The 18,066-nt window shown below is 75.0% G+C and carries 17 protein-coding genes; 8 read left to right on the plus strand and 9 right to left on the minus strand.

Annotated elements, in window-relative coordinates:
- The 3 genes from GTR02_RS00005 to GTR02_RS00015 all read right to left on the minus strand — a co-directional run.
- Window positions 1-1,037, minus strand: a 1,037-nt coding sequence (locus GTR02_RS00005) for a glycosyltransferase (RefSeq protein WP_205708347.1), incomplete at its 3' end; no start/stop codon positions are given.
- A gap of 5 nt (window positions 1,038-1,042) precedes the next feature.
- Window positions 1,043-1,483, minus strand: a complete 441-nt coding sequence (locus GTR02_RS00010) for an adenylyltransferase/cytidyltransferase family protein (protein ID WP_166605421.1) — start codon at window positions 1,481-1,483, stop codon at window positions 1,043-1,045.
- Window positions 1,480-2,262: a CDP-alcohol phosphatidyltransferase family protein gene (locus GTR02_RS00015; protein WP_205708348.1), complete on the minus strand. Its 783-nt coding sequence runs from the start codon at window positions 2,260-2,262 to the stop codon at window positions 1,480-1,482. The genes GTR02_RS00010 and GTR02_RS00015 overlap by 4 nt, the downstream gene beginning before the upstream one ends.
- Before the next feature lie 319 nt (window positions 2,263-2,581).
- On the opposite strand from GTR02_RS00015, the gene GTR02_RS00020 reads away from it, so the two are divergent.
- From GTR02_RS00020 to GTR02_RS00030, 3 genes are read left to right on the plus strand one after another with little or no spacing between them, the layout of a single operon-like run.
- Complete coding sequence (locus GTR02_RS00020) at window positions 2,582-3,649, plus strand: acyltransferase family protein (protein ID WP_166605422.1); 1,068 nt, start codon at window positions 2,582-2,584, stop codon at window positions 3,647-3,649.
- A 1-nt stretch (window position 3,650) separates the two neighbouring features.
- Entirely contained in the window at window positions 3,651-4,754 is a 1,104-nt protein-coding gene (locus tag GTR02_RS00025; RefSeq protein ID WP_166605423.1) for an acyltransferase family protein, read from the plus strand.
- Window positions 4,751-5,725: a glycosyltransferase gene (locus tag GTR02_RS00030; protein WP_205708349.1), complete on the plus strand. Its 975-nt coding sequence runs from the start codon at window positions 4,751-4,753 to the stop codon at window positions 5,723-5,725. Before GTR02_RS00025 ends, GTR02_RS00030 begins: the two co-directional genes overlap by 4 nt.
- Window positions 5,726-5,739: 14 nt before the next feature.
- Here the strand turns inward: GTR02_RS00030 and GTR02_RS00035 are convergent, their stop codons facing one another.
- Window positions 5,740-6,366 carry a dTDP-4-dehydrorhamnose 3,5-epimerase family protein gene (locus GTR02_RS00035; protein WP_166605424.1) on the minus strand — a complete coding sequence of 209 codons (627 nt, stop codon included), beginning with the start codon at window positions 6,364-6,366 and terminating at the stop codon, window positions 5,740-5,742.
- Between the two features lie 107 nt (window positions 6,367-6,473).
- Between GTR02_RS00035 and rfbD the strand changes: the two genes are divergently transcribed.
- Entirely contained in the window at window positions 6,474-7,325 is an 852-nt protein-coding gene (gene rfbD / locus GTR02_RS00040; protein ID WP_166605425.1) for a dTDP-4-dehydrorhamnose reductase, read from the plus strand.
- A gap of 17 nt (window positions 7,326-7,342) precedes the next feature.
- On the opposite strand, the gene rfbA is transcribed toward rfbD, so the two are convergent.
- Window positions 7,343-8,215: a glucose-1-phosphate thymidylyltransferase RfbA gene (gene rfbA / locus GTR02_RS00045; protein ID WP_166605426.1), complete on the minus strand. Its 873-nt coding sequence runs from the start codon at window positions 8,213-8,215 to the stop codon at window positions 7,343-7,345.
- A 31-nt stretch (window positions 8,216-8,246) separates the two neighbouring features.
- Between rfbA and rfbB the strand changes: the two genes are divergently transcribed.
- Window positions 8,247-9,215: a dTDP-glucose 4,6-dehydratase gene (gene rfbB, locus GTR02_RS00050; protein ID WP_166605427.1), complete on the plus strand. Its 969-nt coding sequence runs from the start codon at window positions 8,247-8,249 to the stop codon at window positions 9,213-9,215.
- A 13-nt stretch (window positions 9,216-9,228) separates the two neighbouring features.
- Here the strand turns inward: rfbB and GTR02_RS00055 are convergent, their stop codons facing one another.
- The 4 genes from GTR02_RS00055 to GTR02_RS00070 form a co-directional block, all read right to left on the minus strand.
- Complete coding sequence (locus GTR02_RS00055; RefSeq protein WP_166605428.1) at window positions 9,229-11,007, minus strand: alpha/beta hydrolase; 1,779 nt, start codon at window positions 11,005-11,007, stop codon at window positions 9,229-9,231.
- Window positions 11,008-11,119: 112 nt separating this feature from the next.
- The gene (locus GTR02_RS00060) at window positions 11,120-11,761 is read right to left on the minus strand and encodes a class II aldolase/adducin family protein (protein ID WP_166605489.1); all 642 of its coding nucleotides are present in this window, start codon (window positions 11,759-11,761) and stop codon (window positions 11,120-11,122) included.
- 5 nt (window positions 11,762-11,766) lie between these two features.
- A complete protein-coding gene (locus GTR02_RS00065; protein WP_166605429.1) occupies window positions 11,767-12,813 on the minus strand; it encodes a zinc-dependent alcohol dehydrogenase in 1,047 nt (348 codons plus the stop codon).
- 12 nt (window positions 12,814-12,825) lie between these two features.
- Entirely contained in the window at window positions 12,826-13,641 is an 816-nt protein-coding gene (locus GTR02_RS00070) for a DeoR family transcriptional regulator (protein WP_166605430.1), read from the minus strand.
- Window positions 13,642-13,799: 158 nt separating this feature from the next.
- Here GTR02_RS00070 and GTR02_RS00075 point away from each other — a divergent pair, with 158 nt between their 5' ends.
- From GTR02_RS00075 to GTR02_RS00085, 3 genes are all read left to right on the plus strand, one after another.
- Window positions 13,800-15,326 (plus strand): FGGY family carbohydrate kinase, encoded by a 1,527-nt coding sequence (locus GTR02_RS00075; protein WP_166605431.1) that lies wholly within the window; start codon window positions 13,800-13,802, stop codon window positions 15,324-15,326.
- A 120-nt stretch (window positions 15,327-15,446) separates the two neighbouring features.
- A complete protein-coding gene (locus tag GTR02_RS00080; RefSeq protein ID WP_338073473.1) occupies window positions 15,447-17,045 on the plus strand; it encodes a sugar ABC transporter ATP-binding protein in 1,599 nt (532 codons plus the stop codon).
- Window position 17,046: 1 nt separating this feature from the next.
- A complete protein-coding gene (locus GTR02_RS00085) occupies window positions 17,047-18,033 on the plus strand; it encodes an ABC transporter permease (protein WP_166605432.1) in 987 nt (328 codons plus the stop codon).
- Window positions 18,034-18,066 lie beyond the last annotated feature (33 nt).

Genomic DNA, 18,066 nt, shown 5'->3' on the forward strand with positions numbered 1-18,066 from the left:
GCCGCGTCCGCCGGCGCGTGGACGGCACCGCGACGGCGGAGGGCGCGGGCGTGCCGGTAGGCGTCGCGGTGCTGCCGCCCCGCGTCCGCCCAGTCGCGCCGCGAGAGGTCGGGGCGGGCGCTGCGCCCGCGGGTCCGGACGGCCGCGAGCGCCCGCAGGAGGTCGTCACCGCCGAGCCGCCCGCTGAAGGTGTGGACCCAGCCGGGACCGACCTCCCGCGCCAGCCGTGCCGCCCCCTCGTCGTCGGGGACGAGCACGGGCCGGTCGAGGGACAGGGCCAGCAGCTGCGCCCCGGAACCGCCGCGGGCCGCGTAGGGCAGGACCACGAGCTCGCACGCTGCGACCTCGCGCGCCAGCTCGGCGTCGTCGAGGTGGCGCAGCTCGACGGTCACGCGGGGGTCCTCGCGGGCCGCCTGCCGGACCCGGTCCGCCAGCGCGGCGTCGCCGGGCGCGCCCACGACCCGCAGCTGGAGGGCACCCGTCGTGGCCCGGAACGCGGCCAGGAGGTCGTCGACGTTCTTGTAGGGGCGCAGGAGCCCCAGGTGCAGGAGCCGGCCCGGCACGGTTCGCACGCCGGCGGCCGGCGGGTACCAGTCCCGGTAGTGCCCGTGCGGCACGACGACGGACGGCCCGGGGCGCACGGCGGGCAGCGTCCGGTCGCTCAGGTGGACCGTCAGCGTCGTGCCGGCGTCGAGGGCCGCGAGCAGCGCGCCCTCCAGAGGAGTTCCCGCCTCGTGGGGGGAGGGGTTGTGCACCGTCCGGACGACGGCTGTGCGCGCCAGCCGCAGGCGCAGGACCAGCGCGGCCGTCGCGGCCGCGCGCAGGGCGCGGCGCGAGGGGCGGTCGCTGCGCAGCAGCAGTTCCGGCCAGTGCAGGTGCAGGACGTCGTAGCGGCCGAGGAGGGCGCGCGACCAGGAGAAGGTGCGCACGTCGACGTCGGGCGGCAGGGCCCGCAGGAGGAGGGTCAGGTAGGGGTTCGAGGTGGGCCGCGGACTCCGGAACGACTGCAGGACCGCGATGCGCCGCTCGTGCGCCACGACCCTCAGCCGTGCGCTTCGATGAACTGCCGCAGCAGCGTCGAGGTCGTTGCGTGGGTGTACGGGAAGTACACGACGCTCGCCCCCACGGCGGCCATGCTGGCCTCGAGCACCGCGCCCTTCGGGGTGCCCTGCCAGTCGTCGCCCTTGAACAGCACGTCGAACCGCAGGCGCTGCCACATGGGCAGCTTGTCGCTCGTGCAGTCGTCCGCGACGACGCGGTCGACGAGGGCGAGGCTCTCGAGGATCTCCATGCGCTCCACCAGCGGGATGACGGGACGCCGGCCCTTGGTGAGTTCGACGACCTCGTCGGTGACGGCGCCGACGATCAGCTCGTCGCAGTGCAGGCGCGCCCGTCGCAGGATGTTGAGGTGGCCGATGTGGAAAAGGTCGTAGACCCCGGGCACGTAGCCGAGGACCGGCCGCGCCCCGTCCGGGGCGCTCACGACGTGCCCCGACCCAGGGCGTCGACCTGGCGGTACCAGCTCACCATCGAGGCGGCGGTGACGAGGACGAAACCCGCGGCCAGCGCGCCGTAGACCCAGGCGAAGACGGCCGGCCAGCCGGCCAGCAGCATCACCAGGCACAGCACGCCGTAGTCGACCGGCACGGAGGCCAGCGACCGCAGGCGCGAGTGCTGCCGCGCCTCGCCGGCGCGCACGACGGCCTGCCCGTCCCGCGTCCCGGCCGCCCGGCGGAGGTGGTCGTTGAGGATGATGGTGAAGAACCACGTCGACGCGACGGCGCTGAAGACGAGGGGGACGAGCAGCCAGGCCTCCGGCCGCGGGTCCCACGTGCGGTAGGCGCCGATGAGGACGGCCAGGTGCAGGGTCGCGGTCTTCGCCGCGTCGACCACGTGGTCCAGCCACTCGCCGACCGCGGAACCCCCGCCGCGCAGCCGGGCCAGCTGCCCGTCGGCCGCGTCGAGGCCGTAGCCGAGGACGAGCAGCGCCCCCACGAGCAGACCGGTCCACCACGCGGGGGTCACGAGCGCGAGGACCGCGATCCCGGCCGCGGTGCACACGGCCGACGCCGCGGTGACCTGGTTGGGCGTGCGCCCGAGGACGTGGGCGGCGGCCGCGAGGCGGCGGCCCAGCGGGCGGTTCACGAAGCGCGAGTAGGCGGGTGCGCCCTTGGCGCTCTTCTGGGCCTGGCCGAGGCGGGCCACGGCCTCGGCGTAGCGCGAGGGGGCCGTCACCGTGGCCCCGGGCGTCGCGCTGCTCACGACGCCGCTCCCCGCCGCCGCCGGGGCGAGCCCGCGCGCCGCGGTGCAGCGCCGGCCGGTGCGGGGGTGGGGTTGGTCTCCATGGTCCGACCAAGGGTGCCAGCCGGGGTCCGCACGCGGGGCGGAACCGGTCGATCCGCGCGGTCCGGCCGGTGGTCGGCCGACGTCGCCGTTCCCCCACCTCGGGCCCACCCGCTGTGCGAAGCTGACGGCCGCCGCCGCGTCGGTCACCTCCGCGCCGGGTCGTCGGGGCGGGGGCGGGCTCGCAGCCCCGGAGAGCGAGGAGCGTGCGCATGCAGGCCACGGGCGAACTCCCCCCGTGCGCGGGGCACCGGTGACGACGCCGGGCGACGCGGACGGTGCGGGGCGGCTCGACGGGCGCCACGACTGGCTGGACGCCGTGCGCGGCACGGCCGTCGTGCTGGTGGTCCTCTACCACGCGGTCATCGCGCTGGACGTCGTCGGCGTCGAGCCGCCGCGGTGGGTGGCCGCGACGACGAACGGGCTGTCCCCGCTGCGGATCCCGGTGCTGGTCCTGCTGTCGGGCCTGCTCCTGCCGCTGTCGCTGCGCAAGCCGCCGGGGACCTACGTCGACGGCAAGCTCCGGCTGATCGGCTGGCCGTGGCTGGTGTGGACCTGCGTCACGGTGCTGGTCCTCACCGCCGGCAGCCACGTCGCCGGGGACGGGAACTTCGGCCCGGCCCGGATCGCGCAGTTCGTCGTCTCGCCGCAGACGTACACCTGGTACCTGCTCCACCTCCTCCTCTACTACCTGCTGGCCCTCGTGCTGCCGCCCCGGGTCCGGTCCGCGCTCGTGGTGCCGCTGCTGCTCGTGGCGTTCCTGGACCAGCCGGAGGCGTTGCGGCGCCTGCTGTTCCTGTTCGGCGTCTTCCTGCTCGGCGACCACCTGGCGCGCGTGCGCCCGTCCCTGGCCCTGCCGCGGCACCCGGCCGTAGTGCCCGTCGCCGCGGTCTGCGCCGCGGTGTTCGCGGGGCTGTCGGCCGGGGGCGTGGACACCCGCTACCGGCCGGTGTCGGTCGTCGGGGTGCTCGCCACCGTCGTGGTTCTCGCCGCGGTCGCCCGGCGCTGGCGCTCGGCGGCGCCCGTGCGGGCGGCGGCCGCGCTGGGCCGGGACTCGATCGTCTACTACACGACCCACTGGGTCGCGGTGGCCGTCACGGCCAACGTCCTGGCGCTCGCGGGGGTGCGGCGTGCGGTGCTCGCCACCGCGCTGCTGGTGCTGGTCGGCCTGCTCGTCCCGGCGGTGGCGGTGCGCTACCGCGCCGTCCCGGTGGTGGGCCTCCTGTACGCGCTGCCGCCGTGGTCGCGTTCCGGGACGCCCACCCTGCAGCGGCCGGCGCGGGCCGCGCGCCGGGGACGGGCCTGACGTGAGCAGCGGTCCGACGACGCTGCCGTCCCCCGGGCGCACGCCGGTCGCGCGGGTGGCCTGGGTCGACAGCGCCCGGGGCCTCGCCATCGTCCTCGTCGTGCTCTACCACAGCGCGAACTGGCTCTCCTCGGTCGGACTGCCCGTGCGCGAGTGGCTCGCGGTGAACGACGCCCTGGTGTCGGTGCGGATGCCGCTGTTCTTCACCACGGCCGGTCTCTTCGCGGCCAAGTGGTTCACCGCGGGCTGGGGTCCGCTGTGGCGGGCCAAGCTCTCGCTGTACCTGTGGGTCCTCCTGGTGTGGTCGGCCGTCGGTGCGGCGTTCTTCCTGGCGGGCGTTGCGGCGCAGGGGAACTGCTGCAGCCTGCGGGGGCTGTTCCTCTCGGGGGCCGGTGTCGTCGTCGCCCCCGTCGCCCCCCGGCTGGAACTCTGGTTCGTCTGGGCCCTCGGGTTGTTCTACGTGCTCGGGCGCTGCCTGCGCGGGGTCGACCACCGCCTGCAGCTGCTCGCGGCGCTCGCGCTGTCGATGGCGGCGACGGGCCACCTCGAGCTCTCCAACGTGGGCTGGACGAAGGCCCCGCAGTACTGGTTCTTCTTCCTCGCCGGCGCGCACCTGCGCCACCTCGTGCTCCGCGTCGGGGCGGCGGGCCGGGTCCCCACCGTCGCGGCGGTCGTCGCCGCGGCCGCGCTGGCCGGGGCCGCGCAGCGCTGGGACCTCGCGCGCCTGCCCGTCGTCCCCTTCGTCCTCGCCGTGTGCGGCGTCGTCCTGGGCGTCGCCGCGAGCCGGGTGCTGCGCCACCTGCGCGTCGTCCCCTGGCTGGGTGCGCGCACCCTGCAGGTCTACGTCGCGCACACCCCGCTGGTCATCACCGCCGTCGTCGTCCTGGTCGCCCTCGGCCGGATCGACGACCTCGGGCCCTGGGCGCCGTTCGTCGTGCCCGTCGTCGCCGCGGTCGCGGTCGTCCTCGCCCTCGCGCTGCACGAGGTTCCCCGGCTGCAGGTCCTCTACCGGCAACCCGGGTGGCTGCAGGAGCTGCCGGTGACCGTGCGGCGGGCCCGCGGCCGCGGGGCCGCGGGGCGCACCGGCGACGGGGGGCCCGCGTGAGCGGCGACGTGCCCGGTCGGCACCCGGCACCCGGCACCGCGCGGGTCGTGGTGGCCGTCCTGACCTACCGGCGCCCCGCCGACCTCGCGGAGCTGCTGCCGCTCGTGCTGGCCCAGGCGGCCCGGCTGCCCGCGGCGCGCGTGCTCGTCGTGGACAACGACCCGGACGCCGGGGCCGGGGAGCTCGTCGCGGCGGCGGCCGCCACCGCGACGGCCCCCCTGGACTACGCCCACGAGCCGCGGCCCGGCATCGCGGCGGCGCGCAACCGGGCCCTGGCCGAGGCCGCCGCCGACGACCTCCTGGTGTTCCTCGACGACGACGAGCGGCCGGGACCGCGGTGGCTGGCGGACCTGCTCGCCGTCCACGAGGAGACGGGGGCGGCGGGGGTCGTCGGCCCGGTCGTCTCCTCCTTCGCCGAACCGCTGGACCCGTGGATCGTCGCCGGCCGGTTCTTCGACCGCCGCCGGCTGCCCACGGGGACGCGCGTGCACGTCGCCGCCACCAACAACCTGCTGCTGGACCTGCGGGCCGTGCGCGCCACGGGCGTCGTCTTCGACGAGCGCTTCGGCCTGAGCGGCGGGTCCGACACCCTCTTCACGCGCGAGCTGACCGCCGCCGGGCTGTCCCTGGTGTGGTGCGACGAGGCGGTGGTGACCGACGTCGTCCCGGCGGCCCGCGCGACGCGCGACTGGGTGCTGCGGCGGGCCCTGCGCAGCGGCAACGGGTGGAGCCGGACGTCCCTGGCCCTGGCGCCGGACCCGCTGCGGCGCTGGCGCACCCGCGGGGGGCTGACGGTGCGGGGTGCCGCGCGCGTCGCGACGGGCGCGGTGTCCGTGGGGGCCGGTGTCCTCACCCGGCGCCCCGCCCTGGTGGCGCGGGGCGCGCGGACGCTGGCGCGGGGCGCCGGGTTCGTCAGCGGCGCGTGGGGCTGGACGTACGTCGAGTACCGCCGTCCGCGGGAGGCGTCGTGAGGCGGGCCGGCAGCTCAGCCGCGGTCGTCGCCGCGTGTCGCCGCGTGGGCGGTGCACGCCTCGAGGGTCGGCAGCAGCCCGGTGTCCCGGGCCGTGCGCAGCGACGGTGCCTCGCGGTCCTTGTCCGACAGCCGCAGGGTGAGCGGAGCCCCGTCGCGGCCCGTCGTGGGCCAGGTGATGCCCAGGTCCGGGTCGAACGGGTCGACGCCGTGCTCGCGGCCCGGCGCGTAGCCCGCGGAGCACAGGTACACGACGGTGGAGGCGTCGGCGAGGGACAGGAACGCGTGCCCCAGCCCCACCGGGAGGTGGACGGCGCGCCGGTCGACGTCGTCGAGCACGACCGACTCCCACCGCCCGAACGTCGGCGACCCGACCCGCAGGTCCACCACGACGTCCAGGACCGCGCCGCTCGCGCAGAACACGTACTTCGCCTGCCCCGGAGGCACGTCGGCGAAGTGCACGCCGCGCAGCACGCCCGCGGCCGAGACGGAGCAGTTCGCCTGGGCCAGGTCGAAGGGCGCGCCGGTGGCGGCGCGGAACGCGTCGTCGGTGAACCACTCGAGGAACGTGCCGCGGTCGTCGTCGAACTGCCGGGGCGTCAGCACCTGGGCGCCGGCGATCGCGAGCTGGCGGGTCTGCACGGGGCGCTCCTGGGGCCGGGGGGTCCTGCCGGGCCGCGCCCACCGGGGGCGCGGGACCGTCAGCCTAGGAGCAGCGCACGGCCGTGCGCGGGAGCGGGAGGTCCGTCGTGCGCTGGGTCGTGACGGGGGCGGCCGGCCTGCTGGGCCGGGACGTGGTGCGGGTCCTGTCGGCCGCGCCGGGCGGCGCGGACGTGGTCGCCCTGGCGCGCCGCGATCTCGACGTGGTGGACGCCGACGCGTGCGCGGCCGCGGTCGCCGAGGCCGACGTGGTGGTGAACTGCGCGGCCTACACCGCGGTCGACGCCGCGGAGGCGGACGAGGACGCCGCCGCCGCGGTGAACGCGCGCGGGGCGGGGAACCTGGCCGTCGCCTCGGCCGCCGCCGGGGCCCGGCTCGTCCACGTGTCCACGGACTACGTCTTCGACGGCCGCGCGAGCACCCCCTACCGGGTGTCGGACGCGACGGCGCCGCTGTCCGCGTACGGCCGCACCAAGCTGGCGGGCGAGCGGGCGGTGCTCGCCGGGAACCCGGACGCGCTCGTGGTGCGCACGTCGTGGCTCTACGGGCGGCACGGACCGTGCTTCCCCAAGACGATGGTCCGGGTGGGGCGCGAGCGCGGCGCGCTGGCCGTGGTCGACGACCAGGTCGGTCAGCCGACGTGGACCGCGGACGTCGCTCGCGTCCTGCGCGACCTGGTCGTGCGCGCCGCACCGCCGGGCACCTACCACGCCACGGCGGGGGGCCGGGCGTCCTGGTTCGCGTTCGCCGGTGCGGTGCTGGGCTCCGCGGGCCTGCACGACGTCGTCCTGCGCCCCGTCCCGTCCGCCGAGTACCCGACCGCCGCCGTGCGGCCGCGGTTCTCCGTCCTCGACGTGGACCGCCTCGCGGAGGTGGGCGTCTCCCCGCCCGGGGACTGGCGGGAGCGGTGGGCCGCCGCGGCGGGCACCGTCCTGGCGTGAGCTCGGCCCGCGCCGTCTCAGCCGCGCTCGCGGTCGAGCAGCTCGAGGAGGTAGCTGCCGTACCCGCTCTTGCTCAGCGAGGAGCCCCGGGCCCGCAGCTCCTCGTCGCTCAGCCAGCCCTGCCGCCAGGCCACCTCCTCGGGGCAGCCGATCTTCAGGCCCTGCCGCGACTCGAGCGTGCTCACGTAGTTGCTGGCCGCCAGCATCTGGTCGAAGGTCCCGGTGTCCAGCCAGGCCGTCCCCCGCGGGAGCACCTCGACGTGCAGGTCGCCCCGGCGCAGGTAGGTGAGGTTCACGTCGGTGATCTCGAGCTCCCCGCGGGCCGAGGGCCGCAGCCCCCGGGCGATCTCGACGACGTCGTTGTCGTAGAAGTACAGGCCGGGGACGGCGTAGTTGCTGCGGGGGACGGACGGCTTCTCGGTGAGCGTCAGCACGGTGCCCGCGTCGTCGAACTCGACGATGCCGTACGCCGCCGGCTCCCGGACCCAGTAGGCGAAGATGGCCGCCCCCCGCACCGCCGAGAACCGTTGCAGCTGCTGGCCGAGGCCGGGTCCGTAGAAGATGTTGTCGCCCAGCACGAGCGCGACGGTGTCGTCGCCGATGAAGTCGCGGCCGATGAGGAACGCCTGGGCCAGCCCGTCGGGGGAGGGCTGCTGGGCGTACGTCAGGGACATCCCGAAGTCCGACCCGTCGCCCAGCAACCGGGTGAACTGGTCGGCGTCCTGCGGCGTCGTGATGACGAGCACGTCGCGCACGCCCGCCAGCATCAGCGTGGACAGCGGGTAGTAGACCATCGGCTTGTCGTACACCGCGATGAGCTGCTTGCTCGTCGCCCGGGTGATGGGGTGCAACCGGGTGCCGGAGCCACCGGCCAGGATGATTCCCCGCATGTCCGGCGAGTATGCCAGTAGCATCCGTCCCATGAGGCTGCTGGTGACGGGTGGTGCCGGTTTCATCGGCAGCCACTTCGTGCGCAGCGCGCTGAGGGGTTCCGGCACGGGCGACGTCGAACGGCTCGTCGTGCTGGACAAGCTCACCTACGCGGGCAACCCCGCGAACCTCGCGCCGGTCGCGGAGGACCCGCGGCTGGAGCTCGTGCGCGGGGACATCATCGACCCGGGCGCGGTCGAGGAGGCCCTCGCCGGGTGCGACGCCGTCGTGCACTTCGCGGCCGAGAGCCACGTCGACCGCTCGATCGGCGGCGCGCTCGACTTCGTCCGGACGAACGTCGTCGGTACCCAGGTGCTGCTCGACGCGGCCCTGCGCCGCGGGGTGGAGAAGTTCGTGCACGTCTCGACGGACGAGGTGTACGGCAGCATCGCCGAGGGCTCGTGGAGCGAGGACCGGCCGCTGGAGCCGAACTCGCCGTACGCCGCGTCGAAGGCGTCCAGCGACCTCCTCGCCCGTGCGGCGCACCGCACGCACGGCCTGCCCGTCTGCATCACGCGCTGCTCCAACAACTACGGCCCCTACCAGTTCCCCGAGAAGGTCATCCCGCTCTTCGTGACGCGCCTGCTCACGGGCGGCACGGTCCCCCTGTACGGGTCGGGCACCAACGTGCGCGACTGGCTCCACGTGGACGACCACTGCCGCGGGATCGACCTCGTGCTGCGGTCCGGGCGGCCCGGGGAGACGTACAACATCGGCGGCGGCACCGAGCTGACGAACCGCGAGCTCACCGTGCGCGTGCTCGCCGAGGTGGGCGCGGACTGGAGCCGGGTGCGCGAGGTGGCGGACCGGCCGGGCCACGACCTGCGGTACTCCGTGGACATCACGAAGATCAGCCGTGAGCTCGGGTACGCCCCGCGGCGGGACTTCGCCGAGGGTCTCGCCGAGACGGTGCGCTGGTACCGCGACCGCGCCGACTGGTGGCGGCCGCTGCTCGCCTGAGCCCGGGGGCCCCTCAGCCGATCGCCTCGGAACCCGTGCCGTCGGCGGGCGCGGCGCCGGCGCGCCAGGCGGCGGCGGCCGGTTGGTCCGCGGCCGGGGCGTGCGCCACGACGTGGTCGGCGATCAGGTCGTAGAACTCGCGGATGCTCCAGGGCGACCAGCCGTGCGGCTGGTTGCGGCCGAAGTGGTAGGTGACGTTCGACCCCTCGAGCCGGTCGACGCGCTCCTTGAACCGGTCGACGCCCACGTTGAGGAAGAACGTGTCCGCATCGCCGACGTAGATCGTCAGCTTCCCGTCGAGCCGGGCGCGCAGGTCGTCCCAGTTCCGCTCGACGTGCGCGGCGAGGTCGTAGTGGTCCTCCCAGTACCGCGCGACGGCGTGGTCGACGACCCCCGTGGTCTTGTCCCAGATCGGCGCCGGGTAGCCGTCCTCGCCGCACGGGGAGAACACGGCCTGCCAGACGTCCCACTGCCCGAGACCGGACCGGCCGCGGCTGCCGAGCGCCCGTTCGCGGGCGTTCTCCTGGGCCGTCGTGAACCGCGCCTTGCCGGACACCTCGCGGGCCGCGGGGACGGGGGCGTCGAGGTAGGCGTGGCGGGTGACGTAGGCGTTGTCGTCGCCGTAGACGTCGACGAGCTCGAGGGCGTGGAAGTCGAGGGGGTCGGGGTAGCCGATCCAGGCCCCGCCGTAGAGGTCGGGGTGGAACACCTGCGTCGCGGCGGCCTCCCAGCCGCCCGTGGAACCGCCGGAGAGCACGCGCGCCCAGGGCTGCCCGACGGTGCGGAACAGCCGGTCCACCTCGGGCAGCAGCTCGGTGTTCAGCGCGGTGCCGTAGGGGCCGAGGTTCGCGCTGTCCACCGCGTAGGAGTCGTCGTAGTAGGGGTTCTCGTGGCGGAAGGCCACGACGATGAACGCGGGCGCGGTGCCGGACAGCCAGAACGCGCCGAACGGGGTGCTGCCGTCCTCGGTGAACCCCCGGGGTGCCCCCTGCGGGAAGTGCCCGTGGTTCACCTCGACCGGGTAGCGGGTGCCGGCGTTCGCCGGGTCGTCGTAGCCGGGCGGGAGCAGCACGTCCGCTCCGACGAACACGTCCCGGCCCCAGAACCGCGACAGGGCGGCGCTGCGGACCTTCACGTGCCGGACGTGCTCGGAGTCGCCCGGGTTGCCCTGCTGCGCGGTGCCCCCGGCCGGGACGGGCTCACGCGGCGGCAGCACGCGGTCCAGGACGAGCCGCAGCGCTCCTCCCGGCCCGGCCGGCAGCGTCACCTCGACGACGGGCCCGCACAGGTTCCCCGTGCCGTCGAACACGTCGTGCCCGTCGCCGCCCGGCAGGTGCAGGTCGACCTCCGCGCCGTCGGACCGGGAGAAGTGCGTGTAGACGTTGAGGAACGCCTGCGCGCGGTAGGTCCCCGGCGGCAGCGCGGACGCGTCCCGGGCGGGGAAGCCGTCGGCCGGGGCGCCGAGCGGGACGCGGGTGCTGCCGCCGGGAACCAGGCCCGCGACGTCGAGGCCCCAGAACGGGACGCCGTCGGCGACCCCGCCCACCTGCTCGCGGGGTTCCGCGTCGTCGTCGGTGGTGAGGACGACGTACACGCGTCCGGTCACGGTCGCCGCGACCGTCCCGGGAGCGAGCGTGACGTCGGCGGTGAGCGAGGCCGGGGGCACCGGGTCCGCGCCCGCCGCGAGGGCGCCGCGGGCCGAGGACGCGGACGGGGCGCTGGCGAGCACGGCCGCCGCGGTCCCCACCCCGGCGGCCGCGGCCACGAACTGACGACGCGACGGTCCGGTCACCGCGGGCTCCTGGGTTCGACGGTCCACGCACGCTCGGTCGTCTGGAACGTAGCAGCGGGTCCTGCGAGGGGGCAGGGAGCGTTCGCCCGCCAGGGGGTTCCCGTGTGCTTCGTCAGGTCGTGGGGGGCTGCCCGTAGCCGCCGAAGCGCTCGACGACGCGCTCGACCTCGTCGGGCGGCAGGAGCGCGGGGACGCCGACGGCGCTGGCCCGCATCCAGACGTCGCACAGCCACTCCAGCTGCCGGGCGCGGTCGTACGCCGCGCCCAGCGAGCTGCCCGTGCACAGGGTCCCGTGGTGCTTCATCACGCAGCCGCTGCGCCCGGCCAGGGCCCGGGACACGTTGTCCCGCAGCTGGGTCGTCCCGTAGGTGGCGTACGGGGCGACGCTCACCGGGCCCCCGAACATCGCGAGCTGGTAGTGCACGGCGGGCACGTCGTCGCGCAGGAGGGACAGGGCCGTCGCGGCGGTGGAGTGGGTGTGCACGACGGCGCGGGCCTCGTGCTCGGTGTAGCAGACGAGGTGCAGGGGCAGTTCCACGGTGGGCCGCAGGTCGCCGTCGACGACGGTCCCGTCGAGGTCGACGACGACGACGTCGGCCGGGCGCATGGTGTCGTAGTCGGTCCCGCTGGGCGTGCAGACGACGAGGTCGCCGCAGCGCTGCGACACGTTGCCGGACGTGCCGACCACGAGGCGGTCGCGCACCATGCGCTGCGCCAGCGCGACGACGGCCGCGCGCTCGTCGGCCAGGAGCAGGCCGCTCACAGCGCACCCAGCGGCGTGAGCAGGTACTTGGCCCCACGCCCCGCGGCCATGTCCTCGAGGCTGTCGACCAGCGCGTCGAGCGGCCGGTGCTCGGAGATCAGCGACTCGCCGTCGAGGTCCCCGGAGGTCAGCAGGTCGAGCGCCGTCTTCACGTGCTGCGGGGTGTGGTGGAACACGCCCTTGAGCGTGTACTCGCTGTAGTGCATGGCAACCGCGTCCACGGAGAACCGCGATCCCGCCTTCGGCCCGCCGAACAGCAGAGCCGTCCCGCCGGGGCGCAGGCTCTCCACGGTCTGCTCCCAGACCTCGGGCAGCCCGACGGCCTCGACCGCGACGTCGGCGCCGCGGCCCCCCTCGGTGAGCTCCCGGACGGCGGCCGAGCGGTCCGCCGTCGTGGCCAGGTCGGTGAGGTCCACGGTCGTCGCGCCCGCCTCGCGGGCCTGCGCCAGGCGGGTCGCGGAGCGGTCGGTGGCGATGACGCGCGCACCCCGCAGCCGGGACAGCCGGACGAACATCAGGCCGATGGGACCGCAGCCGTGCACGACGACCGTGTCGCCCAGCTCCACGCCGGCCTCGGCCATGCCGTGCACCACCGTGGCGAGGGGTTCCAGCGGGGCGGCCGAGGCGAAGCTCACCGAGTCGGCGAGCACGTAGGTGTTGCGGCTGACGATGGCCGCCGGCACGACGACCTGCTCGGCGAAGGCGCCGTTGAGGAACTCGAGGTTCTCGCACAGGCTCGGCCGCTGCTTCGTGCACGCCCAGCAGTGCCCGCACGGGGCGGTGTTCGCCGCGACCACGCGCTGCCCCACCGCGAACTGCCCGACGCCCTCGCCCACCTCGTCGACGACGCCGGCGAACTCGTGGCCGAACCGGCTGGGCAGGACGGGGAAGAGCTTCGGGTGGCCGCGGCGGTAGGACTTCAGGTCGGTGCCGCAGGTGGCCGCGGCGTGCACGGCGACCGAGATCTCGCCCGGGCCGGGGACGACCCGGGGGACGTCCTCGATGGTGAGCTTCCCGGGGCCGTGGAAGACAGCTGCGCGCATGGGTTTCTCCGGTCAGGTCGGGGAGGTGGGGGGGACGGGCTCGTCGTCGGCGGGGAGAACCTCCACGACCTCGACCGCGACGCCCGCGGCCGCGAGGGCGTCGCGGTGCTCGGGCGCGGTGTCCGCGTCCACGATCACCAGGTCGAACAGCGCGACGGGCGCGACGCGGTAGGAGGCGCGGGCCGCGAACTTCGTGCTGTCGACGAGCAGGATCTTCAGCTCGCCCATCTCGATGAACACGCGCTTGCGCCGGGCCGCGTCGGGGGTTGGGTAGAGCAGGAACCCCTGGTGCACCGCGGCCGCCGACATGACGACGGCGTCCGCGGTGAGGGTGAGGAGCTGGTCGGTGACCGAGGGCCCGTCGAAGGAGTCGAGGTTCCGGTCGTACTGCCCGCCGAGGCACACGAGGTCGATGTCGGGGTCGGCGGCGCCCGCGATGATCGTCGGTAGGAAGTTCGTGATGATCGTCAGCGGCCGCAGCGCCCCGAGGTGCGGTTGCAGCGCGGCGACCGTGGTCGAGTCGTCGAGGGCGAGGGACATGCCGGGCCGCAGGTGGGCCATGGCGGCCCGGGCCAGCGCCCGCTTCGTCGCGGTCTGCTGACGGCGTCGCAGGTTCACGTTCCGCTCGTGCTGGCGCAGGCTCGCCGTCCGGGCGCCGCCGCGCGTCCGCTCCAGCCAGCCCTCGGCGGCGAGCAGGTCGAGGTCGCGGTGGATCGTCATGGGGCTCACGCCGAAGCGCTCGGCCAGGTCCTCGATGCGGGCCGTCCCGGCGTCCTGGACGTGCTGAGCGATCGCCTGGCGACGGCGGGTCGGGACGTCGGGGGCCACGGCGCGTCTCCTTCGGCGGCGGGTGAACGGGCGGAAACGTAACACGATTCGTTACCGATCCACCGCTTGACATGTGAGGTTCATCATCCGGACGATGGGCCGGTGCCCCGCTCGGCGACGACGCCGCGCGGGAACTTGAGGGAGAGGGCGACGGGACTGTGCGCGGACCTGGTGACGGTGCGGACCTCGTGCTGGCCGTCGACTGCTCGACCACCGCGACCAAGGCCGTCGCCTTCGACGCCGCCGGGCACGCCGTCGCCTCGGGGCGCAGCCCCATCGCGACCCACCGCGGCGCCGCCGGTCTCCCGGGCGCCCACGAGCAGCACGCCGCCGACTGGTGGTCGGCCACGTGCGCCGCGGTCCGGGCCGTCGTGGCCCAGGTGGCTCCCTCGCGCATCGCCTCCGTCACCGTGACCCACCAGCGCGAGACGTTCGTGTGCCTGGACGGCGTCGAGGAGCTGCGCCCCGCGATCCTGTGGCTGGACTCCCGCGCCCGGCGGGAGGTCGAGGAGCTCGGCAGCCCCCGCGTGCACGAGGTGTCCGGCCGGCCGCCGGACACCACGCCCTCGCTCTACAAGATCGCCTGGCTGGCCCGCCACGAACCCGCTGTGCTGCAGCGCGCGGCGCGCATCGGCGACGTCGGCGCCTACCTGACCCTGCGGCTGACCGACGCGTGGGCGTCGAGCTGGGCCAGCGCCGACTCCACGGGGCTCATGGACATGCGCACGCTCGACTGGTCCCCGGAGCTGTGCGACCTCGCCGGGGTCCGCGTCGAGCAGCTGCCCGCTTGCGTCCGACCGGGTGACGTCGTCGGCGAGGTCACGGCCGCCGCGGCGACCGCGACGGGCCTGCGGCCGGGGACCCGGGTCGTGGCCGGCGGCGGGGACGGCCAGTGCGCAGCGATCGGCGCCGGTGCCGTCGCGCCCGGCACGCTCTACCTGAACGTCGGGACGGCGCTCGTCTGCGGCAGCGTCCGCCCCGAGTACCGCTGGGACCGCAGCTACCGCACCGTCGCCTCGGCCGGGGGTTCCGGCTACCTGCTCGAGGCGTTCCTCTCCTCCGGCACGTACCTGGTCACGTGGTTCTGCGACACGTTCGGGCCGTTCGGCGCCACGGGGGTCGACCTGGCGCCCGAGGAACTGCTGGAGGTGGCGGCGTCGAAGCTCCCCGCGGGCGCGGGTGGCCTGCTCGCCCTGCCGTACTGGAACGGGGCGCAGACCCCGCACTGGGACGCCGCCGCCCGCGGCGCCGTCGTCGGCTGGACGGGCGGGCACACCCGCGCCCACCTGTACCGCGCTCTGCTCGAGGGCATCGCGTTCGAGGCCAAGGCGCTCGTCGAGGGCGTCGCCGCGGCCGTCGACGCCCCGCCCGCGACGTGGCTCGTGACGGGCGGGGGGTCGCGCAGCGGGTTGTGGGCGCAGGTCCTCGCCGACGTCAGCGGCCATCCGATGGACCTGTGCGCGGAACCCGAGACGACCGCGCTCGGCGCGGGCATGATCGGCGCCACCGCGGCGAGGTTCCACCCCGACCTCACGACGGCGGCCGCCGCCATGGGCCGGCGGGGGCGCACGGTCCTCCCGGAACCCGCTGCGGTGGAGACCTACGCGGAGCTCGGGGCGGTGCACGCGGGCCTCTACCGCGCCCTGCGGCCCGCGATGGCCGTCCTCAGCACCTACAGCCCCTGACCTCGCCTCGTCCCGGACGACCCGGGGCCGGACCCGCAGTGCAGCAGGACACGACACGGAAGGCACCACAGTGAACCGCGACGACGCAGTCGGCCCGGCCCGCTCCGGGCGGGGGGCCCGGTGACGACCACGACCGAGGGGCCCGTGCTGGAGTGCCTCGCCCTGGAGAAGTCCTTCGGCGGGGTCCCCGTCCTCAAGGGCGTCTCCCTCTCCCTCGAGCTCGGCACCGTCACCGCCCTCGCCGGCGAGAACGGCGCCGGCAAGTCGACCATGATGAAGATCGCGTCGGGTCAGTACCGCGCCGACGCCGGCACCGTCCGCGTGCGCGGTGAGGAGCTGTCGGCCGGCGACATCCGCGACGCGCACCGCCTCGGCGTCGCGATCGTGCCGCAGGAGCTCGCCTCGATCGCGCACATGACGGTGTACGAGAACCTCTTCGTGGGTCGCGAGCTCACGACGCGGTTCCGGACGCTCGACCGGCGCGGCATGTCGCGCCGGGCGGCGGAGATGCTCGAGGTGTTCGGCGTCGACATCGACCCCGGTGCCCGGATGGGCACGCTGCCGGTCGGCATGCAGCAGATCGTGGAGATCGTCAAGAACTCCAGCCGCGGCGCGAAGGTGCTCCTGCTCGACGAGCCGAGCTCCGCGATCTCCGAGCGCGAGGTCGAGGGCCTCTACCGCGTCGTGCGCCAGCTCCGCGACTCCGGGGTGGCGATGGTGTTCACCACCCACAAGATGGCGGAGATCCGCGCCCTGGCCGACCGCGTGGTCGTCCTGCGCGACGGCGGCCTGGTCCTGGACCGGCCGATGACCGAGGTCTCCGACGACGACATCGTCTCGGCGATGATCGGCCGGGAGCTGGAGGACCTGTTCCCCCCGCTGCACACCGTGCCGCGCGACGCCGAGCAGGTGCTCCGGGTCGAGGACCTGCACGTGGCCGGGCAGGCCGGCGGGTGCTCCTTCCAGGTGCGGCGCGGGGAGATCCTCGGCCTCGCCGGGCTGGTGGGGGCGGGCCGCACCGAACTGCTGGAGGGCGTCTTCGGCGTCCGGGCCACGACGTCCGGGCGTCTCCTCGTCTCGGGCCGGGAGGTCCGGCGCCGCTCGCCCGCGGCCGCCATCGCGGCCGGCATGGCTCTCGTCCCCGAGGACCGCAAGCAGTCCGGGGCCGTCATGGGGCTCAGCGTCCTGGACAACGGCACGCTGCCGCGGCTGTCGCAGTTCAGCGTCGCCGGGTGGCTGAAGCAGCGGGCCCGCGCGCAGAGCGTCGGTGCGGCCATGGAGTCGGTCCGGCTGCGCAGCCGCGGGCTGGGCCAGGAGGTCGGCACGCTGTCGGGCGGCAACCAGCAGAAGGTCGTGCTGGCCCGCTGGCTCACCGACGACGTCCAGGTGCTCCTGCTCGACGAGCCCACGCGCGGCGTCGACGTCGGCGCCCGCTCGGAGATCTACCGGATCATCGCCGACCTGGCGGAGGCCGGCATGGCCGTGGTCATGGCCTCCTCCGACATGACCGAGGTCCTCGGCCTCTCCCACCGCGCGCTCGTCATGCGCGAGGGCGGGGTCGTCGGCGAGCTCGACCGCGACGACCTGGACCGTCCGGACGTCCAGGAGCTCATCTTCCGCCTGTCCTCGGGGCTCGACCCCCGCACCGACCAGCGCTCCGCAACCACGGACCAGCGCTCCGCAGCACCCGACCGTCGACCCGAAGAAGGGGACGCCTGACATGAGCGCGACCGCCGCCGCTCCCCTCCCGCGCCGCCGCTTCAGCCGCGAGTGGTTCGTCGCCCAGCTGATCCGGCGCGCGATGCTGATCGTGATGCTGCTCGTCATCGCGTTCTTCAGCTACCGCAGCCTGCGGTTCTCCAGCCTCGACAACCTGCAGACGATCCTCGTCGCGGCGGCGCCCTTCGCGCTGATCGCGCTGGGGCAGACCCTCGTCATCCTCACGGGGGGCATCGACCTCTCGGTGGGCAGCATCATCGCGGTGTCCGCCATGACCGGGGCGGCGATCGCGAAGGCCAACCCGGGTCAGGTGTGGATGACCGTGGGGGCTGCGATGGCCGTCGGCCTCCTGGCCGGGGCCATCAACGGGTTCCTCGTCTCCCGGGTGGACGTCCCACCCTTCATCGCGACGCTCGGCATGCTGACCGCCGGGTCGGGCGTCGCGTTCGTCATCGGCGACGGCGCACCGATCAACGGCCTGCCCGCGGAGTTCGGCAGCATCGCCAACACCCGCGTCCTGGGCCTGCAGATCCCCGTCATCCTCATGATCGTCGGCATCGTCGGGCTGGGTATCGCCATGCGCCGCACGGCCTACGGCATGCGCATCTACGCGGTCGGCGGCAACCGGACCGCCGCGGAGATCGCGGGCGTCAACGCGCGCCGCACGCTGTTCAGCGTCTACGCCGTCAGCGGTCTGCTGGCCGGCGTCTCGGGCGTCATGCTCGCCTCCCGCGTCAGCTCCGGGCCCCCCACGCTCGGTCAGGGCTACGAGCTGGACGCGATCGCCGCCGTCGTCATCGGCGGGGCCTCCCTCATGGGCGGCCGCGGCACGGTCTGGGGCACCGCCCTGGGCCTGCTCCTGATCCAGACCCTCAACAACGGCCTGGACATCCTGCTCGTCCCGGCCTACTGGCAGAACGTCATCAAGGGCGTCCTCATCGTCGCCGCCGTCGCCGTCGACGTGTGGTCCGTCAAGCGCCGCACCTGACCACCCCGCAGCAAGACCACCCCGCAGCAAGCC

It is taken from the genome of Kineococcus siccus (genome assembly GCF_009906795.1).
GTDB classification, from domain to species: Bacteria; Actinomycetota; Actinomycetes; order Actinomycetales; family Kineococcaceae; genus Kineococcus; species Kineococcus siccus.

Bases quoted from the DNA above. Each gene is read 5' to 3' on its own strand.
- GTR02_RS00085 (WP_166605432.1), top strand. From the start codon at position 17,047: ATGAGCGCGACCGCCGCCGCTCCCCTCCCGCGCCGCCGCTTCAGCCGC.
- GTR02_RS00065 (WP_166605429.1), bottom strand. From the start codon at position 12,813: ATGCGCGCAGCTGTCTTCCACGGCCCCGGGAAGCTCACCATCGAGGAC.
- rfbA (WP_166605426.1), bottom strand. From the start codon at position 8,215: ATGCGGGGAATCATCCTGGCCGGTGGCTCCGGCACCCGGTTGCACCCC.
- rfbB (WP_166605427.1), top strand. From the start codon at position 8,247: ATGAGGCTGCTGGTGACGGGTGGTGCCGGTTTCATCGGCAGCCACTTC.